The organism is Jatrophihabitans sp. (assembly GCF_036000465.1).
In the GTDB taxonomy this organism is placed as follows: domain Bacteria; phylum Actinomycetota; class Actinomycetes; order Mycobacteriales; family Jatrophihabitantaceae; genus Jatrophihabitans.
Genome location: NZ_DASYFV010000009.1, coordinates 36550 through 52469 on the forward strand (window position 1 = coordinate 36550; position 15920 = coordinate 52469).

Genomic DNA, 15920 nt, shown 5'->3' on the forward strand with positions numbered 1-15920 from the left:
GCCCCCGATGAGGGGGCGGCAACGGGCGCCGTCGGAAGAGCTAGGAGTTGCGGACGCGCTTGCCGTAGCGCTTCTCGAACTTGTCGACGCGGCCGCCGACGTCCATGATCTTCTGCTTGCCCGTGTAGAACGGGTGGCAGGCCGAGCAGACGTCCGCGTGCAGCTGACCCGACTTCGAGGTGCTGCGAGTGGTGAACGTGTTGCCGCACGAGCAGGTCACCTCGGTGACGACGTACTCGGGGTGGATGCCTTCACGCATGATGCTGGTTCCCTTCGGATGGCCGCCGGGTCGCCGTGGGTGCTGGCGTGAACCGGAGCCGGGTTGGAGTGTCGAACGCCCAGTCTAACGGCTACGCGGGCTGCTCCATTCCCCGGCGCCGGGTGGCAGGATCACCGCCATGAATCCGCTGTCCGGGCTGTCGGGCGATCGCCGGGAGCTGTTCGAGATCCGGGTGCAGCGGTGGCGGCCCGACCTGCGGGAGGGCCTGCTCGATCTCTACCCCGAGGCGGTGGCCGCGACCCTCGAGGAGCGCCTGATCGAGCTCGCCGCCCGCGCCTACGCCGAGCGGCCCGACGACCTGCACCACCTCGATCTCGTCCGCACGCTGACGCCCGACTGGTTCCAGCAGCCGGGCATGCTCGGCTACGCCGCCTACGCCGACCGTTTCGCCGGATCGCTCACCGGCGTCGCCGACGAGATCCACTACCTGCGCGAGCTCGGCGTCGGCTACCTGCACCTGATGCCGTTGCTGCGTCCCCGCGACGGCGACAGCGACGGCGGGTACGCGGTGGCCGATTACCGCGAGGTGCGGGCCGACCTCGGCACCGTCGACGACCTGCGCAAGCTGGCGTTCGAGCTGCGGGAGCAGGGCATCAGCCTCGTGCTCGACCTCGTGCTCAACCACGTGGCCCGTGAGCACGAGTGGGCGGTGCGGGCCCGAGCCGGCGAGCCGACGTACCGCGACTACTTCCACGTCTACCCCGACCGCACCGAGCCCGACGCCTACGAGCGGACGCTGCCCGAGGTGTTCCCCGACTTCGCGCCGGGCAACTTCACCCATGACCCCGAGCTCGACGCCTGGGTCTGGACAACGTTCAACGACTTCCAGTGGGACGTCAACTGGACCAATCCCGACGTCTTCGCCGAGTACGCCGACATCGTGCTGTTCCTCGCCAACGCCGGCGTCGAGGTGCTGCGGCTGGACGCGATCGCGTTCCTCTGGAAGCGGCTGGGGACCAACTGCCAGAACCAGCCCGAGGTGCACTCGATCGCCCAGGCGCTCCGCGCCCTGATTCGCATCGCCTGCCCGGCCGTGCTGCTCAAGGCCGAGGCGATCGTCGCGCCCGACGATCTCGTGCACTACCTGGGCCGCGGCCGCCATCACGGCAAGGTCAGCGATCTGGCCTATCACAACACGCTGATGGTGCAGATCTGGTCGATGCTCGCGACGCAGGACGTCACCCTCGCGGTGCGGGCGCTGCAGGAGTTGCCGTCGGTGCCGATCACGACCGCTTGGATCTGCTACCTGCGTTGCCACGACGACATCGGCTGGGCCATCGACGACACCGATGCCGCCGCCGTCGGCCTGACCGGCTACGGGCACCGCACCTTCCTGTCCGACTTCTACACCGGCGCGTTCCCCGGCACGTTCGGCCACGGGCTGGTGTTCCAGGCGAACCCGGCCACCGGCGACCGGCGCGTCAGCGGCATGACCGCCGCGCTCGTCGGGCTCGACGACGCCCGCTCCGGCGGCGACCCGCTCGCGCTCGACCTCGCGATCGCCCGGCTCGTCCTGGGCTACGCGCTGGTGCTCGGGTGGGGTGGCGTGCCGGTGATCTGGATGGGCGACGAGCTCGCCCTGCCGGACGATCCACGCTGGGCCGACGAGCCCGGGCACGAGGGCGACAACCGGTGGACGCACCGTCCCCGCATGGATCGCGCCGCCCAGGCCCGGCGCGCGGAGCCGGGCACGGTCGAGCAGCGGGTGTTCGCCGCGATGCGCCACCTGGCGGCCACCCGCGCAGTGCTGCCGATGATGCACGCGGCCACGCAGTCGCAGGTGCTCGAGCCGGCCGACCCGGGCATCCTGCCCGTCCTGCGCCGGCACCCCGAAGGCGTGCTGCTCGAGCTGTACAACGTCACCGGGTCGCGCCGCGCCTGGCCGGCCTACCGGCTCGAGCAGCTCGGCCTCGGCCGCCACCGCGACGTGCTGTCCGGCTCCGACCTGCCGGTGGACGTCGACGCAAACATCTGGCTCGCGCCCTACCAGGCGGTCTGGCTGCTGGCGCGCTAGACCTCGACCCGGTGCGCGCCGTCGGCCGCCACGGCGGCGAACACCGAGGGCGGGCCGAATCCGGCCGCGGCGAAGCCGGCCGTGACCGCGGCGGTGACGTCATCGGCCGACGCGGCATCGACCAGGGCGATGGCCGAGCCGCCGAAACCGCCACCGGTCATCCGGGCGCCGTGGGCGCCGGCGCCGAGCGCGGCCGAGACGGCGAGATCGAGCTCCGGGCTGGACACCTCGTAGTCGTCGCGCAGCGACATGTGCGACGCGATGAGCACCGGCCCGATCGCCCGTAGGTCTCCCCCGCCGTCGAGGATGCCCATGACCTCGAGCACGCGGGCGTTCTCGGTGACGACGTGCCGCACCCGGTGGCGCAGCCGCTCGTCGGTGAGCGCGGCGAGCGCGGCGACGAGGTCCACGACGTCGCGCAGGGCGGTCATGCCGAGCTCGGCCGCGGCCGCCTCGCAGTCGCGGCGCCGGGCGGCGTACTCGCCGTCGACGAGGCGGTGCGGCGCGCGGGTGTCGATGACCAGGAGCGCGAGGCCGGCGGCGGCCAGATCGAACGGGACGTGACGCCGCTCGCCGCTGCGGGTGTCCAGCAGCAGGACGTGCCCGGCCCGGCACAGCAGCGACGCGCTCTGGTCGAGCACACCGTTGGGCAGCCCCACGTAGTCGTTCTCGGCCCGGCGGGCCACCGCGATCAGCTCGTCGCGCGTGAGCCCGAGGCCGAAGACGTCGTCCAGCGCGATCGCGACCACGCACTCGAGCGCGGCCGACGAGGAGAGTCCGGCCCCGTGGGGCACGTCGCCGTCGAGGTCGATGTCGGCGCCGGTGATGTCGTGCCCGCGCTCGGCCAGCGCCCAGACGACGCCGGCCACGTAGGCCGCCCAGCCCTCGACCGTGCCCGGCGCGAGGCCGGCGAGATCGAAGCGCGCCGGTTCGACGCCGACCGAGCGGGCGTGCACCGCGCCGTCCGTGGTCGCCGTGACCCGGGCCGTGATGCCGAGCGGCAGCGCGATCGGCGCGACGAAGCCGTCGTTGTAGTCGGTGTGCTCACCGATCAGGTTGACCCGGCCCGGCGCACGCCACACGACCGTCACGGGCGGCGGGCGGGGTCGGCGGTACGGGGCACGGGACCACCGTAGTGCGCCGTAACTGTGCGCCGGAACCGACAGTGCACCGCGAACGACAGCGGCGCACGGGTCGGTCGACCCGTGCGCCGCCGGCGCGTGCGTGGGGGGATCAGCCGAGTCGCAGGCCCGTCTCGGGGTGGAACGCGTGCTCCTCGCCGGTGTGCACGTCGACGGTGACGACGTCGCCGATCCGCGGGGGCACCCGGCCGTCGAAGCGGACGGTGTAGTTCCTGTCGTCGTTCTCGTCGCCCTCGAGCTTGCCGTAGACGAACGCGTCGGCGCCGAGCTCCTCGACGAGCTTGACCTCGATCCGCAGTCCGGAGGCGGTGCCGTCGGCACCGGGCCGGCTGGCCTGGAACGACTCGGGCCGCACGCCCAGCGTGATGGTGCTGAGCCCGGCCTCCTTGGCCGCGGCCATCACCTGCGGCTTCAGTGGCAGCACGATGTTGCCGAGCCGGGCGCCTCCGTCGACGATTTCGGCCGGGCGCAGGTTCATGGCCGGCGAGCCGATGAAGCCCGCGACGAACGCGTTGGCGGGGGTGTCGTAGAGGTTGCGCGGGGTGTCGACCTGCTGCAGGAAGCCGCCCTCCTTGAGGATCGCCACCCGGTGCCCCATGGTCATGGCCTCGACCTGGTCGTGGGTGACGTAGAGGGTGGTGGTGCCGAGCCGCGCCTGCAGCTGGGCGATGTTGGAGCGCGTTTCGACCCGCAGCTTGGCGTCGAGGTTCGACAGGGGCTCGTCCATGAGGAACACGGCAGGCGAGCGCACGATGGCGCGGCCCATCGCCACCCGCTGGCGCTGGCCACCGGAGAGGGCCTTCGGCTTGCGCTGCAGGTAGTCCTCGAGGTTGAGCAGCTTCGCCGCCTCGAGCACCTTGCGCTCGCGCTCGTCCTTGTTGACGCCGGCGAGCTTGAGCGCGAAGCCCATGTTCTCGGCGACGCTCATGTGCGGGTAGAGCGCGTAGGACTGGAACACCATCGCGATGTCGCGTTCCTTCGGCGGCTTGGCCGAGACGTCGACGTCGTTGATGCGGATCTCGCCGCGGCTGACCTCTTCGAGGCCGGCCAGCATGCGCAGCGCGGTGGACTTGCCCGACCCGGACGGGCCGACCAGGACCATGAACTCGCCGTCGTTGATGTCGAGGTCCAACTCGTTGACCGACGGCACCGGGTTACCCGGGTACTGGCAGGTCGCCTTCAAGAACTGCACTGCAGCCATGGGGCATTGCCCCTCTCTCGACCGGTGTGGATACCGCGCCGGGTACGGACACCCCGGGTCAGGCGACGTTGCCCGACCCGGCGGGTCTCACGGCATTCCCGACGACGACCGAGTGCTCCACCGGTCTAATGGAGCGGTCCTCGAGCGGGCATTGCGGCACTGCACTGTGTTGGTGGAACGGTGGTGCATCCGAGGGGGCTGGATCAGCCCTTCACACCACCGGCGGTCAGACCGCTGACGATGCGACGCTGGAAGAGCAGGACGACGATCACCAGAGGGACGGTGACCACGAGCCCGGCCGCCATCGTCTGGGTGTTGGCGACGATGTGCGGACCGGCGGTGAACTTGGCGATGGCCACCGTCGACGGTTCGACGTTGGTGTTGCCGTTGGACAGCACGCTGGACAGCAGGTACTCGTTCCACGAGGCCAGGAACACCAGGATCGAGGTGGTGAACATGGCCGGGGCGGCGAGCGGCAGGATGACCAGCCGGAACGCCTGGCCGGGGGTCGCACCGTCGACCCGGGCGGCCTGCTCGAGCTCCCACGGCATGTCGGCGAAGAACGACGTCAGCGTGTAGACCGCGAGCGGCAGCGAGAACGAGATCTGCGGCAGGATCAGACCCTGGTAGGTGCCGAGCCAGCCGAAGTCGGTGAACAGCTGGAAGATCGGCGTCAGGATCGCCACGCCCGGGAACATCGACGCCGCGAGAATGGCCGCGAGGACGATGCCCTTGCCCCGGAAGGCCAGGCGGGCCAACGCGTAGCCGGCGAAGACGCCGATGACCATCGCCAGCACGGTGACGCAGGTGCCGATGATCAGGCTGTTCACCAGTGACCGACCGAACGCGTTGTTCGTCGTGTCGAACGCGTAGCTGAAGTTCTTCATCGTGAGATGCGTGAACCAGAACGTGTTGTCGTAGGTGTAGGCGTTGTCGCGGAAGGCCATGACGACCATCCAGTAGAACGGCAACAGACACCACAGGATGATGATCACCATGACCCCGGCGGTGCCGAGGTTGCCCCACTTGAAGGGCTCCTTCGGCGCGCTGGCCTTGGCCGATGCCGGCGGCGGGGCCGACGGGGCGTCCTGGAGAGCGGTCGCCATTATTTCGCCTCCTTGCTCGGCTTCTGGGCGCCGACGATGTTCGCGTTGAACAAGCGGACGAGGGCCAGGGAGATCGCGAAGATCATGACGAACGTGACCGTCGACAGCGCGGACGCCGAGTTGACGTTCGTCGCCTGGAGTTGGCGCACGACCAGGATCGACATCGTCGTCGTCCCGTTGGCACCGCCGGTCAGGATCGCCGGCAGGTCGTACATGCGCAGGGCGTCGAGGGCGCGGAAGATGACCGCCACGGCGAGGGCCGGCTTGACCAGCGGCAGCGTCACCTTGGTGAATCGCTGCCAGGCGTTGGCGCCGTCGATCTTGGCCGACTCGTAGAGGTCGGCGCTGATGCCCTGCAGGCCGGCCAGGATCAGCAGCGCGATGAACGGCGTCGTCTTCCAGGTGTCGGCGATGATGATCGCCCACCGGGCCGGCCACTGGTCCGAGGTCCATTGGAAGCTCGTACCGAGCAGGTGGTTGAGGATGCCCTGCGGGTCGTAGACGACCGACCAGAGCTTGGCCGTGACGGCGGTCGGGATCGCCCACGGGATGAGGATGACCGCGCGGACGAGGCCACGACCCCTGAAGGGCCGGTTCATCATCAGCGCGAAGCCCATGCCGATGACCGTCTCGAAGGTGACCGTGACGATGGCGAAGAGGAGGGTGACCCCGACGCTGTCCCAGAACTGCGAACCCAGCGTGCCGCTGGGGCAACTGCTGGTGCCGCCACCAGCCGTGGGGCACTGCTGCAGGAGCCAGTACTTGTAGTTGCTGACCCCGTTCCACTGACCGCCCTGGTTGAAGAACCCGGCCTTGTCCAGGCCCTGGTCGGTGAGGAACGAGTGCTGAACGGCGTCGACGATCGGGTACCCGACCACCATCGCCAGCAGCACGATCGTGGGGGCAATGAGCATGAGCGCCAGGCGGCCCTCACCCGACTTGATCTTCTTGCGCTTCTTCGTCGGCGACGGGGGGCCCGAGCCCTCTGTCGCGCGCTCTTCAACGGGTCCGGCGAGTGTCATGAGGGTCTCCCCCTGGGACGCGGCGATGTGATGACCGTCTCACACCAGGCGGAGCGACTCAATAGACCTGAATCGCTCCGCCCGGGTGAGGGTGGGCGCGGGCGCCCTGACTAGCAGACCGGCCTTAGCCCGTCGCTGACGCGATCGCCTTCTGCATCGCGGCCAAGGCAGCCGTCGTCGACGTCTGACCCTGGAGCGCTGCGTACGCGTTGACCTCGATCGCCTCGGTGACGGCCGGGTAGAACGGCGTCACCGGCCGCGGCACGGCGGTCTCGATGCTCTTGAGCAGCGTCGGCAGGTACGGGAACTGCTTGACCAGCGCGGCGTCGCTGTAGAGCGAGGTGATCACCGGGGCGAGCGTGCCCTTGGTGAGGTCGTAGGTCTGCTGCTCCGGCTCCTCCATCCACTTGACGAAGGCGGCACCCGTGGCCTGGTGCTTCGAGAACTTGCTCACCGCGAGGCTGTGGCCACCGAGGCTCGAGGCACCGTGACCGCTCGGGCCCGGGAGCGGGGCGATGTCGAACTTGCCCTTCACCTTGGAGCCGGGACCGTTGAGGATGGCGTCGGCGTAGGGCCAGTTGCGCATGAAGACGAGCTGGCCGGCCTGGAAGGCGTTGAGGCTCTGCGTCTCCTGGAAGCCGATGGCCTCGCGCGGGATGTAGCCCTGCTTGAAGCCGTTGACCAGGAAGTCGAGACCCTTGGCCGCTTCCGGGGTGTTGACGTCCGGCGTCTTGCCGTCCGACTTCACGATGACGCCGCCCGCGGCGTTGATCGCCTCGGCCGCGTTCACGGTCAGGCCCTCGTACTTGGCGAACTGACCGGCGTAGCAGCCCGGCTTGGGCCCGGTGATCGTCGGGCTCGTCTTGCCCTGGCAGTCACTGATGAGCTGGTCCCACGTGGTCGGCGCCGTCGGGACGAGATCCTTGCGGTAGTAGAGCAGCCCGCCGTCCGAGGCGTAGGGCGCCGCGTAGAGCGTGCCGTTGTAGGTGGCGGCCTTGACCGTGGCCGGCAGCAGCTTCGACGTGTCGAGCGCGTTCTTGCCGGTCAGCGGGACGAGCCAGCCCTTGGCCGCGAACTCGGCCGACCACACGACGTCGACGGTCACGACGTCGTAGTTGGCGTCCTTGGCCTGGAAGTGCTGCTGGAGGTCGGACAGCTGCTGGTCGGCCTGGTCGCTCTGCTGCTTGAGCGTGACCTGCTCCTTCGGATGCGCCGCGTTCCACTTGGCGATCAACGGAGGCCACACGTTGGCGTTGTCCTTGCCGGTCACGAAGGTGATCGGTCCCGTCGAGTTGTTAGATCCACTCCCGCCGCCCGATGACGAGCAGGCCGTCAACGTCGAAAAACTGAGGCCGACGGCGACAGCGGTGGCGATCATCTTTCTTGGTCGCATCAGCGTCCTTTCACCCAATCCCTGAAAACCCTTACGGGTGGACAACCTGCCATTGCCCGGCGCGGGTGGCGCGGATCTCAACGTTTCGGTATCGATTCGTTATCGAGGTCTGGTGCGGGCCGCCGATCGTTGTCGAGCGAGGACCGTTGTCGGTCCGGCCGGTCAGTCGCGGTGCGGTACGAGCGAGCCGACGGCGACGAGCAGGAACCCGCCCGCGGCGGCCCAGGCCCCGAGGCCGGCATGCGCGATGTACTGGCCGTAATCGGGGAGGTCCGCGTTGTTGCCCGCGTTGCCCTCGACCGTCACCAGGTTCAGCGCGAGCAGGGTGAACGCGACGCCGGCGACGCTCACGACCGCCCCTAGCCACCGCAGGATCCAGCGCCGGCCCAGGCGGGACACAGCCAGCCCGCCGGTGAGCACGGCCGCGAGCAGCAGCGTCCAGCCGAACCAGGAGAAATAGGGCTGGGACGCCCCGAACGAGACGTACTTCGTCAGCCCCTGCTGGGCGAACTGCGCCCGGCGCAGATCCAGGATGTCGCCGACCTGGTTGAACGACGTGTTGCTGCCCGCGCCGGTGAAGAAACCGGCGCCGTCGCGGAACCAGTTCAGCACCGTGAAGGCGGCCAGCACGAGCACGGTGCCGGTCGCCACGAAGGCCGCACCGGGCAGGCACGCGCCGGCGGCCTCGAGCCGGGCGAGCGCGTCACCGCGCGGGGCCGGGTGCCGCGAGTCGAAGGTCATGGGCGGTAACGGTAACGATCGTCGTCCGCGATGCCCCGGAACCGGGTGCAGTAGCGTTCTCCCCCGTCCTGCGAAAACGCTTGCGGAAGGCACACGAACGGTGTTCCCAGATTTCGTCACGGGTGACGGAGCCGCCGACGCGGCCAACGTCGTGGCCGGTCCGAACTACCGCATCACGGTGCTCGACGCCGGCCTCGTGCGGCTCGAGTACGACGAGAGCGGCCGGTTCGAGGACCGGCCGTCGCAGAGCGTCGTCGACCGCGCCTTCCCGGCCAACGACTTCAGCGTCACCGAGTCCGACGACCTGCTCGAGGTGCACACGTCCCGGCTGCATCTTTCCTACGACAAGCGGCCGTTCAGCACCGAGGGCCTGTCGGTGCAGGCCAAGGGCGGCTTCCACTCCTCGGGCAGCGTGTGGCGTTTCGGGTTGCCGACCCGCAACCTCGGCGGCACCGCCCGCACCCTCGACGAGGTCGACGGCCCCTGCCCGCTCGAGCCCGGCATCCTCTCCCGCGACGGCATCACCGTCGTCGACGACTCGGGCACGGTGCTGCTCGGCGACGACGGCTGGGTCGTGTCGCGACGCCCCGGCACGCTCGACCTCTACGTCTTCGCCTTCGGCCGCGACTATCGCGCCGCGCTCGCCGCGCTCTACCGCCTGACCGGCCCGCAGCCGCTGCTGCCGCGCTTCGCCCTGGGCAACTGGTGGAGCCGCTACCACCCCTACTCGGCCGACGAGTACCTCGAACTGCTCGATCACTTCGAGGCCGTCGCCACCCCGCTGTCGGTGGCCGTCCTCGACATGGACTGGCACTGGGTCGAGATCGACCCGCGCTACGGCAGCGGCTGGACCGGCTACAGCTGGAACACCGACCTGTTCCCCGACCCGAAGGCCTTCCTCGAGGAGCTGCACCGGCGCGGCCTGGCGGTCTCGCTCAACGTGCACCCGGCCGAGGGCGTCCACGGCCACGAGACGGCCTACCCGGCCATCGCACAGCGCCTCGGCATCGACCCGGCGAGCGAGCTGCCGGTGGCCTTCGACCCGACCGACCCCGAGTTCATCGCGGCCTACCTCGAGGAGCTCCACCACCCGCTCGAGGCCGAGGGCGTCGACTTCTGGTGGCTGGACTGGCAGCAGGGCGGTGTCACCCGCATCGCCGGGCTCGACCCGCTGTGGCTGCTCAACCACGTCCACTACCTCGACTCCGGACGCGGCGGCCGCCGGCCGCTCACGTTCTCGCGCTATGCCGGCATCGGCAGCCACCGCTACCCGATCGGCTTCTCCGGCGACACGGTGATCAGCTGGGCGTCGCTCGAGTTCCAGCCCTACTTCACCGCCACCGCGTCGAACGTCGGTTACGGCTGGTGGAGCCATGACATCGGCGGCCACTTCTTCGGCGAGAAGGACGACGAGCTCGCCGTGCGCTGGGTGCAGTTCGGGGTCTTCTCCCCCATCACCCGGCTGCACTCGAGCAAGGGCCTGTTCAACACCAAGGAGCCGTGGCGCTTCGGGGCGCCGGCCGAGCAGACGATGGAGCGGTTCCTCGCGCTGCGGCACCGGCTCGTCCCGTACCTCTACACGATGAACCGGCGCGCCCACCTCGAGCACCAGCCGCTGGTGCAGCCGATGTACTACGACCACCCCGAGACCGCGCACGCCTACGACGTGCCGAACCAGTACATGTTCGGCGACCAGCTGCTGGTCGCGCCGATCACGACCCCGCGCGACGACGGCACGCTGCTCGGCGCAGTGACCGCCTGGCTGCCGCCGGGCGCGTGGATCGACGTGTTCACCGGGCTGACCTACCGCGGCGACCGCTCGATCGTGCTGCACCGCGACCTCGACTCGATCCCGGTGCTGGCCCGGGCCGGGGCGATCGTGCCCCTGACACCGGCCGGCGAGACGTCGGGCACGGCGAACCCGCAGACGCTCGAGCTGTGGGTCTTCGCCGGCGCCGACGGCTCGTTCACCGTCGCGGAGGACTCCGACGACGAGCGGTGGGCCCTGACCCCGGTCACGTACGACGCCGCGTCGGGCTCGGTGGGCATCGGTGCGGTGCAGGGTTCGCTCGAGTCCGTCCCGGGCGCACGTCGCTACGAGATCGTGCTGTGCGGCGCCACCGCGGTCGACGCCGCGACGGCGACGGTCAACGGGGCGACGCACGAGCTGGAGGTCACCCGCGGCCCGGTCCCGGGCAGCGTGCGCATCGCGCTGCCCCAGGTCCCGCTGACCTCGGCGATCGACGTGTCGGTGTCGGGCGATCCATCGCTGCGGACGAATGCCGACGTGCGGCGCCGCGTCTTCGAACTCCTCGACCACGCCCAGGTCGGCTACGCGCTGAAGGAGGAGGTGTACGCGGCGTTCGACGACGACCTCGTGCGCCTCGTCCCGCAGCTGACCGCGCTGGCGATCCCGCCCGCGCTGCGCGACGCGATCGTCGAGCTCGTCACGGCCAACCCGGCCTGACCCGGCTCACCTACGCTGCAGCGATGCCCCCGACCGAAACGAACCGATCGCGGGACCTGCCGCAGGAGTGGCGCATCCCGCCGTGGCAGGCCGCCGTGCTGGTGCTGGTCGCGACCGGGCTGCTGGCGCTCGACCTCAACGTGCACCTGAGCCCGGGGGCGCTGATCATGACCGGCATCATCGCCGCGGCGTCGCTGTTCGGCGCCGTCGTCGCGCTGCGCTACCTGCTCGTCGCCGACGACGACGGCATCTGGGTGCGCCACCTCTTTCGCACCGACCTGGTCGAGTGGAACGACGTGAAGGACGTCGAGATGACGGTGGGCCGCCGCAACGCGACGACCATCCGCATCACCCGCGTCACCGGCGCGCACGTGGACGTGCCGCCGTCACTGCTGCTGCCGACCCTGCCCACGAAGATGAGCCGGGTGCGGTCGATCATGCACGGGACGGCGACCCACCTGAAGGAGCTGGCCGCCGCCCGTCGCGGTTGACCGTCAGTCCTGGCCCGGGGTCGTCTTCGCGATCTGCATGAGGAACTCGATGTTCGTCCGGGTCTTGCGCAGCCGGTCGAGCAGCAGCTCGATCGCCTGCTGCGACTCGAGCGCGTGCAGCACGCGGCGCAGCTTGATCGTGACCGCCAGCTCGTCGGGCGACAGCAGGATCTCTTCCTTGCGGGTCGAGCTCTGGTCGACGTCGATGGCTGGGAAGACGCGCTTGTCGGCAATCTTGCGGTCGAGCTTGAGCTCGGCGTTGCCGGTGCCCTTGTACTCCTCGAAGAAGACCGTGTCGCCGGCCGAACCCGTCTCGACGAGAGCGGTGGCGATGATGGTCAGCGAGCCACCGTTCTCGATGTTGCGGGCCGCGCCGAGGAAGCGCTTCGGCTGGTAGAGCGCGGTCGAGTCGACGCCACCGGACAGGATGCGTCCGCTGGCCGGTGCGCCGAGGTTGTAGGCGCGGCCGAGGCGGGTGATCGAGTCGAGCAGCACGACGACGTCGTGACCCATCTCGACGAGCCGCTTGGCCCGCTCGATGGAGAGCTCGGCGACGGTGATGTGGTCCTGCGGGCGCCGGTCGAACGTCGAGGCGATGACCTCGCCGCGCACCGAGCGCTGCATGTCGGTGACCTCTTCGGGCCGCTCGTCGACGAGCACGACCATGAGGTGCGCCTCGGGGTTGTTGACCGCGATCGCGTTGGCGATGGCCTGCAGCACCATCGTCTTGCCCGCCTTCGGCGGCGAGACGATCAGGGCGCGCTGGCCCTTGCCGATCGGCATCACCAGATCGATGACGCGCGTGGTCAGCACGTGCGGCTCGGTCTCGAGGCGCAGGCGCTCCTGCGGGTAGAGCGGCGTCAGCTTGGTGAACTCGGGGCGGCCCTTGATGGCATCCGGGTTGCCGCCGTTGACGGTGTCGAGCCGGACGAGCGGGTTGTACTTCTCCTTGCGCTCGCCCTCGCGCGGCTGGCGCACCACGCCGGTGATCGCGTCGCCGCGACGCAGGCCGTGGCGCCGCACGAGCGCGGTGGCGATGAAGACGTCGTCGCTCGTGGCGAAGTAGCCGCCGACGCGCACGAACCACGCGTTCTTGTCCTCGATGCAGTCGACGATGCCGGCGACCGGCACCAGGACGTCGTCCTCGGTGACCGTCGGCTCGGCGTCGTTGCCGCCCTGGCCGCCGCCGCCACCGACGCGCTCGCGGTTGCGCCCCCGGCGGTCGCGGTAGCGGCGCCCGCGGCGGCGACCGCCCTCGAAGTCGTCGTCGTCGTCGAAGTTGTTGCCGCCGCCACCCTGGTTGCTCTGGTTGCGGTTCTGGCCGCCGCCCTGGTTCTGGCCGCCGCCCTGGTTCTGGTTGCGGTTCTGGCCGCCACCGCCCTGGTTGGGCTGGTTGTTCTGGCCGCCGCCCTGGCTGCGGTTGCGCTGACGGTCCTGGTTGCCGCCGCCGGAGGCGTTCTGGTTGCGCTCCGTGCCGCCCTGGTTGTGGGCGCGGTCCTGGTTGCTCTGGTTGCCGTTCTCGGTCGTCGGCGCGGTGCTCGTCTCGGGCGAACCGCCGTCGACCGAGGGCGCCGCGGCCGGCGTGGTCTGGGCCGATCGGGCCACCCGGCGGGCCGGGCGCTCCCGGGGCGTCTCGGACTGCGCGCCATCCGCCTTCGGGGCCTCTGACTTGGCGGACTCTGACTTGGCGGACTCCGGCTTGGCGGACTCCGACTTCGGGGCCCCGTTGGACGGGGCGTCGCCCGCGCGGGCCGCCTGGATCGCGGCGACGAGGTCGCTCTTCTTCTTCTTGGTCGTGTTGATGCCGAGGCCACCGGCGATCTGCTGCAGTTCGGGCAGCAGCATCGAGGACAGCGAGCCTCGCTTGGCCGCGGGGCGGGTGGCGCCCGTTCGGCCGGCAGCCCCGTTCTCCGTCGCTTCGATGGCGACAGGCAGGGTCTGCTCGTGGGTTTCGGTCACTGGTGTCGGATCCTTCCGAGGGGGCGGTCGGCGCACGTCTCTCGGTGCGGCTCGACCTGTGTTACGTCGGACCAGGGCGACTGTTTTACGCCCGGGCCCGGGTTCCCCGGCGTCGTGCCGGGAAGCTGTGGTGAGAAGTCAGCGCCCGGCCGTCGTCCCGAGCCGAAGGGCTCGGATCTGGCGGGGTTGTCGCGAGCCGCGCATGAGCGGGCTCTGGCTGACGTGATCGAGCGTAGACGCTCGACTTAGCAGCAGCAACACCGGATTGGGGTTCGGTGTTCCCGACGGGCAAGATCACAACGACGTATCGGCGAGGACGTGCGCGCCCGGCGCGTCCACGACCAGGACCATCGACGTCCAATCCTGGGGCGCGGCGGACATCGCCGACTCGGCCTCGACCTGACCTCGAGCCAGCACGAGCACGGTGGGACCGGCTCCCGAGATCACCGCGGCGTGCCCGCGCGATCGCAGTTCGGCGACCAGCTGCGCGCTGTCGGGCATCGCCGGCGCCCGGTAGGACTGGTGGAGCCGGTCCTCGGTGGCGGCGAGCAGGGCCTGCGGGGTGCCGGTGAGCGCGGCGACGAGCAGCGCGGCGCGGCCCGCGGCGAAGGCGGCGTCGGCGTGCGGGACGGTCGCCGGCAGCAGACCGCGGGCGAGTTCGGTCGAGGCGGTGAACGGCGGGATCAACGCCACCGGGACGATCGCCGGGTCGAGATCACGCCGCACGGCCAGGGCGGTCGCGCCCTCCATCCAGGCGATGGTCAGGCCGCCGAGCAGGCACGGGGCCACGTTGTCGGGATGCCCTTCGAGCTCGCAGGCCAACTCGAGGATCTCGCCGTCAGGCAGCCGCGAGACGCCGTCGCGCACGAGACCGCGCGCGAGCAGCAGGCCGCCGACGATGGCCGCGGCCGACGAGCCGAGCCCGCGCCCGTGCGGGATGCGGTTGTCGCAGGTGAGGGCCAGGCCGGGGCATTCGACGCCCATGGCGGTGAACGCCCGGCGCATCGCCCGCACGACGAGGTGCGTCTCGTCGCGGGACACGCCGTCGGCCCCCTCGCCGGAGACCTCGACCTCCAGCCCGGATGCGGTGACCCGCGCCGCGACGTCGTCGTGGAGCGCGAGGGCGAGGCCCAGCGCGTCGAAGCCCGGGCCGAGATTCGCGCTGGTGGCCGGAACGCGGACCCGGACGGTCGCGTCGGTGAAGTGTCCGCTCACGCCGGCTCAGCCGAGACCGAGCTGGACGGCGGCCGCGTGCCCGTCGACCGGCACGGTGATCGGCTTCGGCGCGCCCGAGATCGCCCACTCGGGATCCTTGAGGCCGTTGCCGGTGACGGTGCAGACGACCCGCGAACCGGCCGGCAGTCGGCCGTCGGCGGCGGTGGCCAGGAGCCCGGCGACCGACGCGGCCGATGCGGGCTCGACGAACACCGCCTCGCTGCGCGCCACGAGTCGGTAGGCCTCGAGGATCTGCTTGTCGGTGACGGCGTCGATGAGCCCGTGGGAGTCGTCGCGGGCCTGCTCGGCCTGGGTCCACGAGGCCGGGTTGCCGATGCGGATGGCGGTCGCGATCGTGGTCGGCCGCAGCACCGGGGCGCCGAGCACGATCGGGGCCGCGCCCGCCGCCTGGAAGCCGAACATGCGCGGCGAGCGATCGGTGACGCCGTCGCGCGCGTACTCCTGGTAGCCCATCCAGTAGGCGGTGATGTTGCCGGCGTTGCCGACCGGGATGCAGTGGACGTCGGGCGGGCCGCCCAGCACGTCGCAGATCTCGAACGCGGCGGTCTTCTGGCCCTGCAGCCGGAACGGGTTCACCGAGTTGACCAGCGCCACCGGGTAGTCGACCGCGAGCTTGCGGGCGAGTTCGAGGCAGTCGTCGAAGTTGCCGTCGACCTGCAGCAGGGTCGCCCCGTGGGCGATGGCCTGGCTGAGCTTGCCCATCGCGATCTTGCCGTCGGGCACGAGCACGGCGCAGGCCATGCCGGCCGCGGTGGCGTAGGCGGCGGCCGAGGCCGACGTGTTGCCGGTCGAGGCGCAGATGACGGCCTTCGCGCCGGCCTCGGCCGCACGTGAGATCGCCATCGTCATCCCGCGGTCCTTGAACGAC

At 70.5% G+C, this 15920-nt stretch carries 13 protein-coding genes; 3 read left to right on the forward strand and 10 right to left on the reverse strand.

All coding sequences use genetic code 11. The features are described 5' to 3' along the window. Positions 1–40 precede the first annotated feature (40 nt). Positions 41–259: a 50S ribosomal protein L31 gene (gene rpmE / locus VGN18_RS03195; protein ID WP_327538189.1), complete on the reverse strand. Its 219-nt coding sequence runs from the start codon at positions 257–259 to the stop codon at positions 41–43. A 139-nt stretch (positions 260–398) separates the two neighbouring features. Here rpmE and VGN18_RS03200 point away from each other — a divergent pair, with 139 nt between their 5' ends. Further along, positions 399–2294: an alpha-amylase family protein gene (locus VGN18_RS03200; protein WP_327538190.1), complete on the forward strand. Its 1896-nt coding sequence runs from the start codon at positions 399–401 to the stop codon at positions 2292–2294. On the opposite strand, the gene galK is transcribed toward VGN18_RS03200, so the two are convergent. The 6 genes from galK to VGN18_RS03230 all read right to left on the reverse strand — a co-directional run bounded on the left by galK (position 2291) and on the right by VGN18_RS03230 (position 8899). Continuing rightward, positions 2291–3376, reverse strand: a complete 1086-nt coding sequence (gene galK / locus VGN18_RS03205) for a galactokinase (protein ID WP_327538191.1) — start codon at positions 3374–3376, stop codon at positions 2291–2293. The genes VGN18_RS03200 and galK overlap by 4 nt on opposite strands. Positions 3377–3527: 151 nt before the next feature. Beyond that, entirely contained in the window at positions 3528–4637 is a 1110-nt protein-coding gene (locus VGN18_RS03210) for a sn-glycerol-3-phosphate ABC transporter ATP-binding protein UgpC (protein WP_327538192.1), read from the reverse strand. 203 nt (positions 4638–4840) lie between these two features. Continuing rightward, positions 4841–5743, reverse strand: coding sequence for a carbohydrate ABC transporter permease (locus VGN18_RS03215; RefSeq protein WP_327538193.1), 903 nt, complete (start codon positions 5741–5743; stop codon positions 4841–4843). Then, a complete protein-coding gene (locus VGN18_RS03220; RefSeq protein ID WP_327538194.1) occupies positions 5743–6765 on the reverse strand; it encodes a sugar ABC transporter permease in 1023 nt (340 codons plus the stop codon). The genes VGN18_RS03215 and VGN18_RS03220 overlap by 1 nt, the downstream gene beginning before the upstream one ends. A 124-nt stretch (positions 6766–6889) precedes the next feature. After that, positions 6890–8158, reverse strand: a complete 1269-nt coding sequence (locus VGN18_RS03225; RefSeq protein ID WP_349259820.1) for an ABC transporter substrate-binding protein — start codon at positions 8156–8158, stop codon at positions 6890–6892. Positions 8159–8320: 162 nt separating this feature from the next. Then, the gene (locus VGN18_RS03230; protein WP_327538196.1) at positions 8321–8899 is read right to left on the reverse strand and encodes a hypothetical protein; all 579 of its coding nucleotides are present in this window, start codon (positions 8897–8899) and stop codon (positions 8321–8323) included. Between the two features lie 100 nt (positions 8900–8999). Between VGN18_RS03230 and VGN18_RS03235 the strand changes: the two genes are divergently transcribed. Next, a complete protein-coding gene (locus VGN18_RS03235) occupies positions 9000–11366 on the forward strand; it encodes a glycoside hydrolase family 31 protein (RefSeq protein ID WP_327538197.1) in 2367 nt (788 codons plus the stop codon). A gap of 23 nt (positions 11367–11389) precedes the next feature. Then, entirely contained in the window at positions 11390–11857 is a 468-nt protein-coding gene (locus tag VGN18_RS03240; RefSeq protein ID WP_327538198.1) for a PH domain-containing protein, read from the forward strand. A gap of 3 nt (positions 11858–11860) precedes the next feature. Here VGN18_RS03240 and rho read toward each other — a convergent pair whose 3' ends face one another. The 3 genes from rho to thrC form a co-directional block, all read right to left on the reverse strand. After that, positions 11861–13816, reverse strand: coding sequence for a transcription termination factor Rho (gene rho, locus VGN18_RS03245; RefSeq protein WP_327538199.1), 1956 nt, complete (start codon positions 13814–13816; stop codon positions 11861–11863). Between the two features lie 294 nt (positions 13817–14110). Further along, the gene (gene thrB, locus VGN18_RS03250) at positions 14111–15031 is read right to left on the reverse strand and encodes a homoserine kinase (protein ID WP_327538200.1); all 921 of its coding nucleotides are present in this window, start codon (positions 15029–15031) and stop codon (positions 14111–14113) included. Between the two features lie 6 nt (positions 15032–15037). Further along, the coding region (gene thrC / locus VGN18_RS03255; RefSeq protein WP_327538201.1) for a threonine synthase at positions 15038–15920 on the reverse strand (883 nt) is incomplete at its 5' end.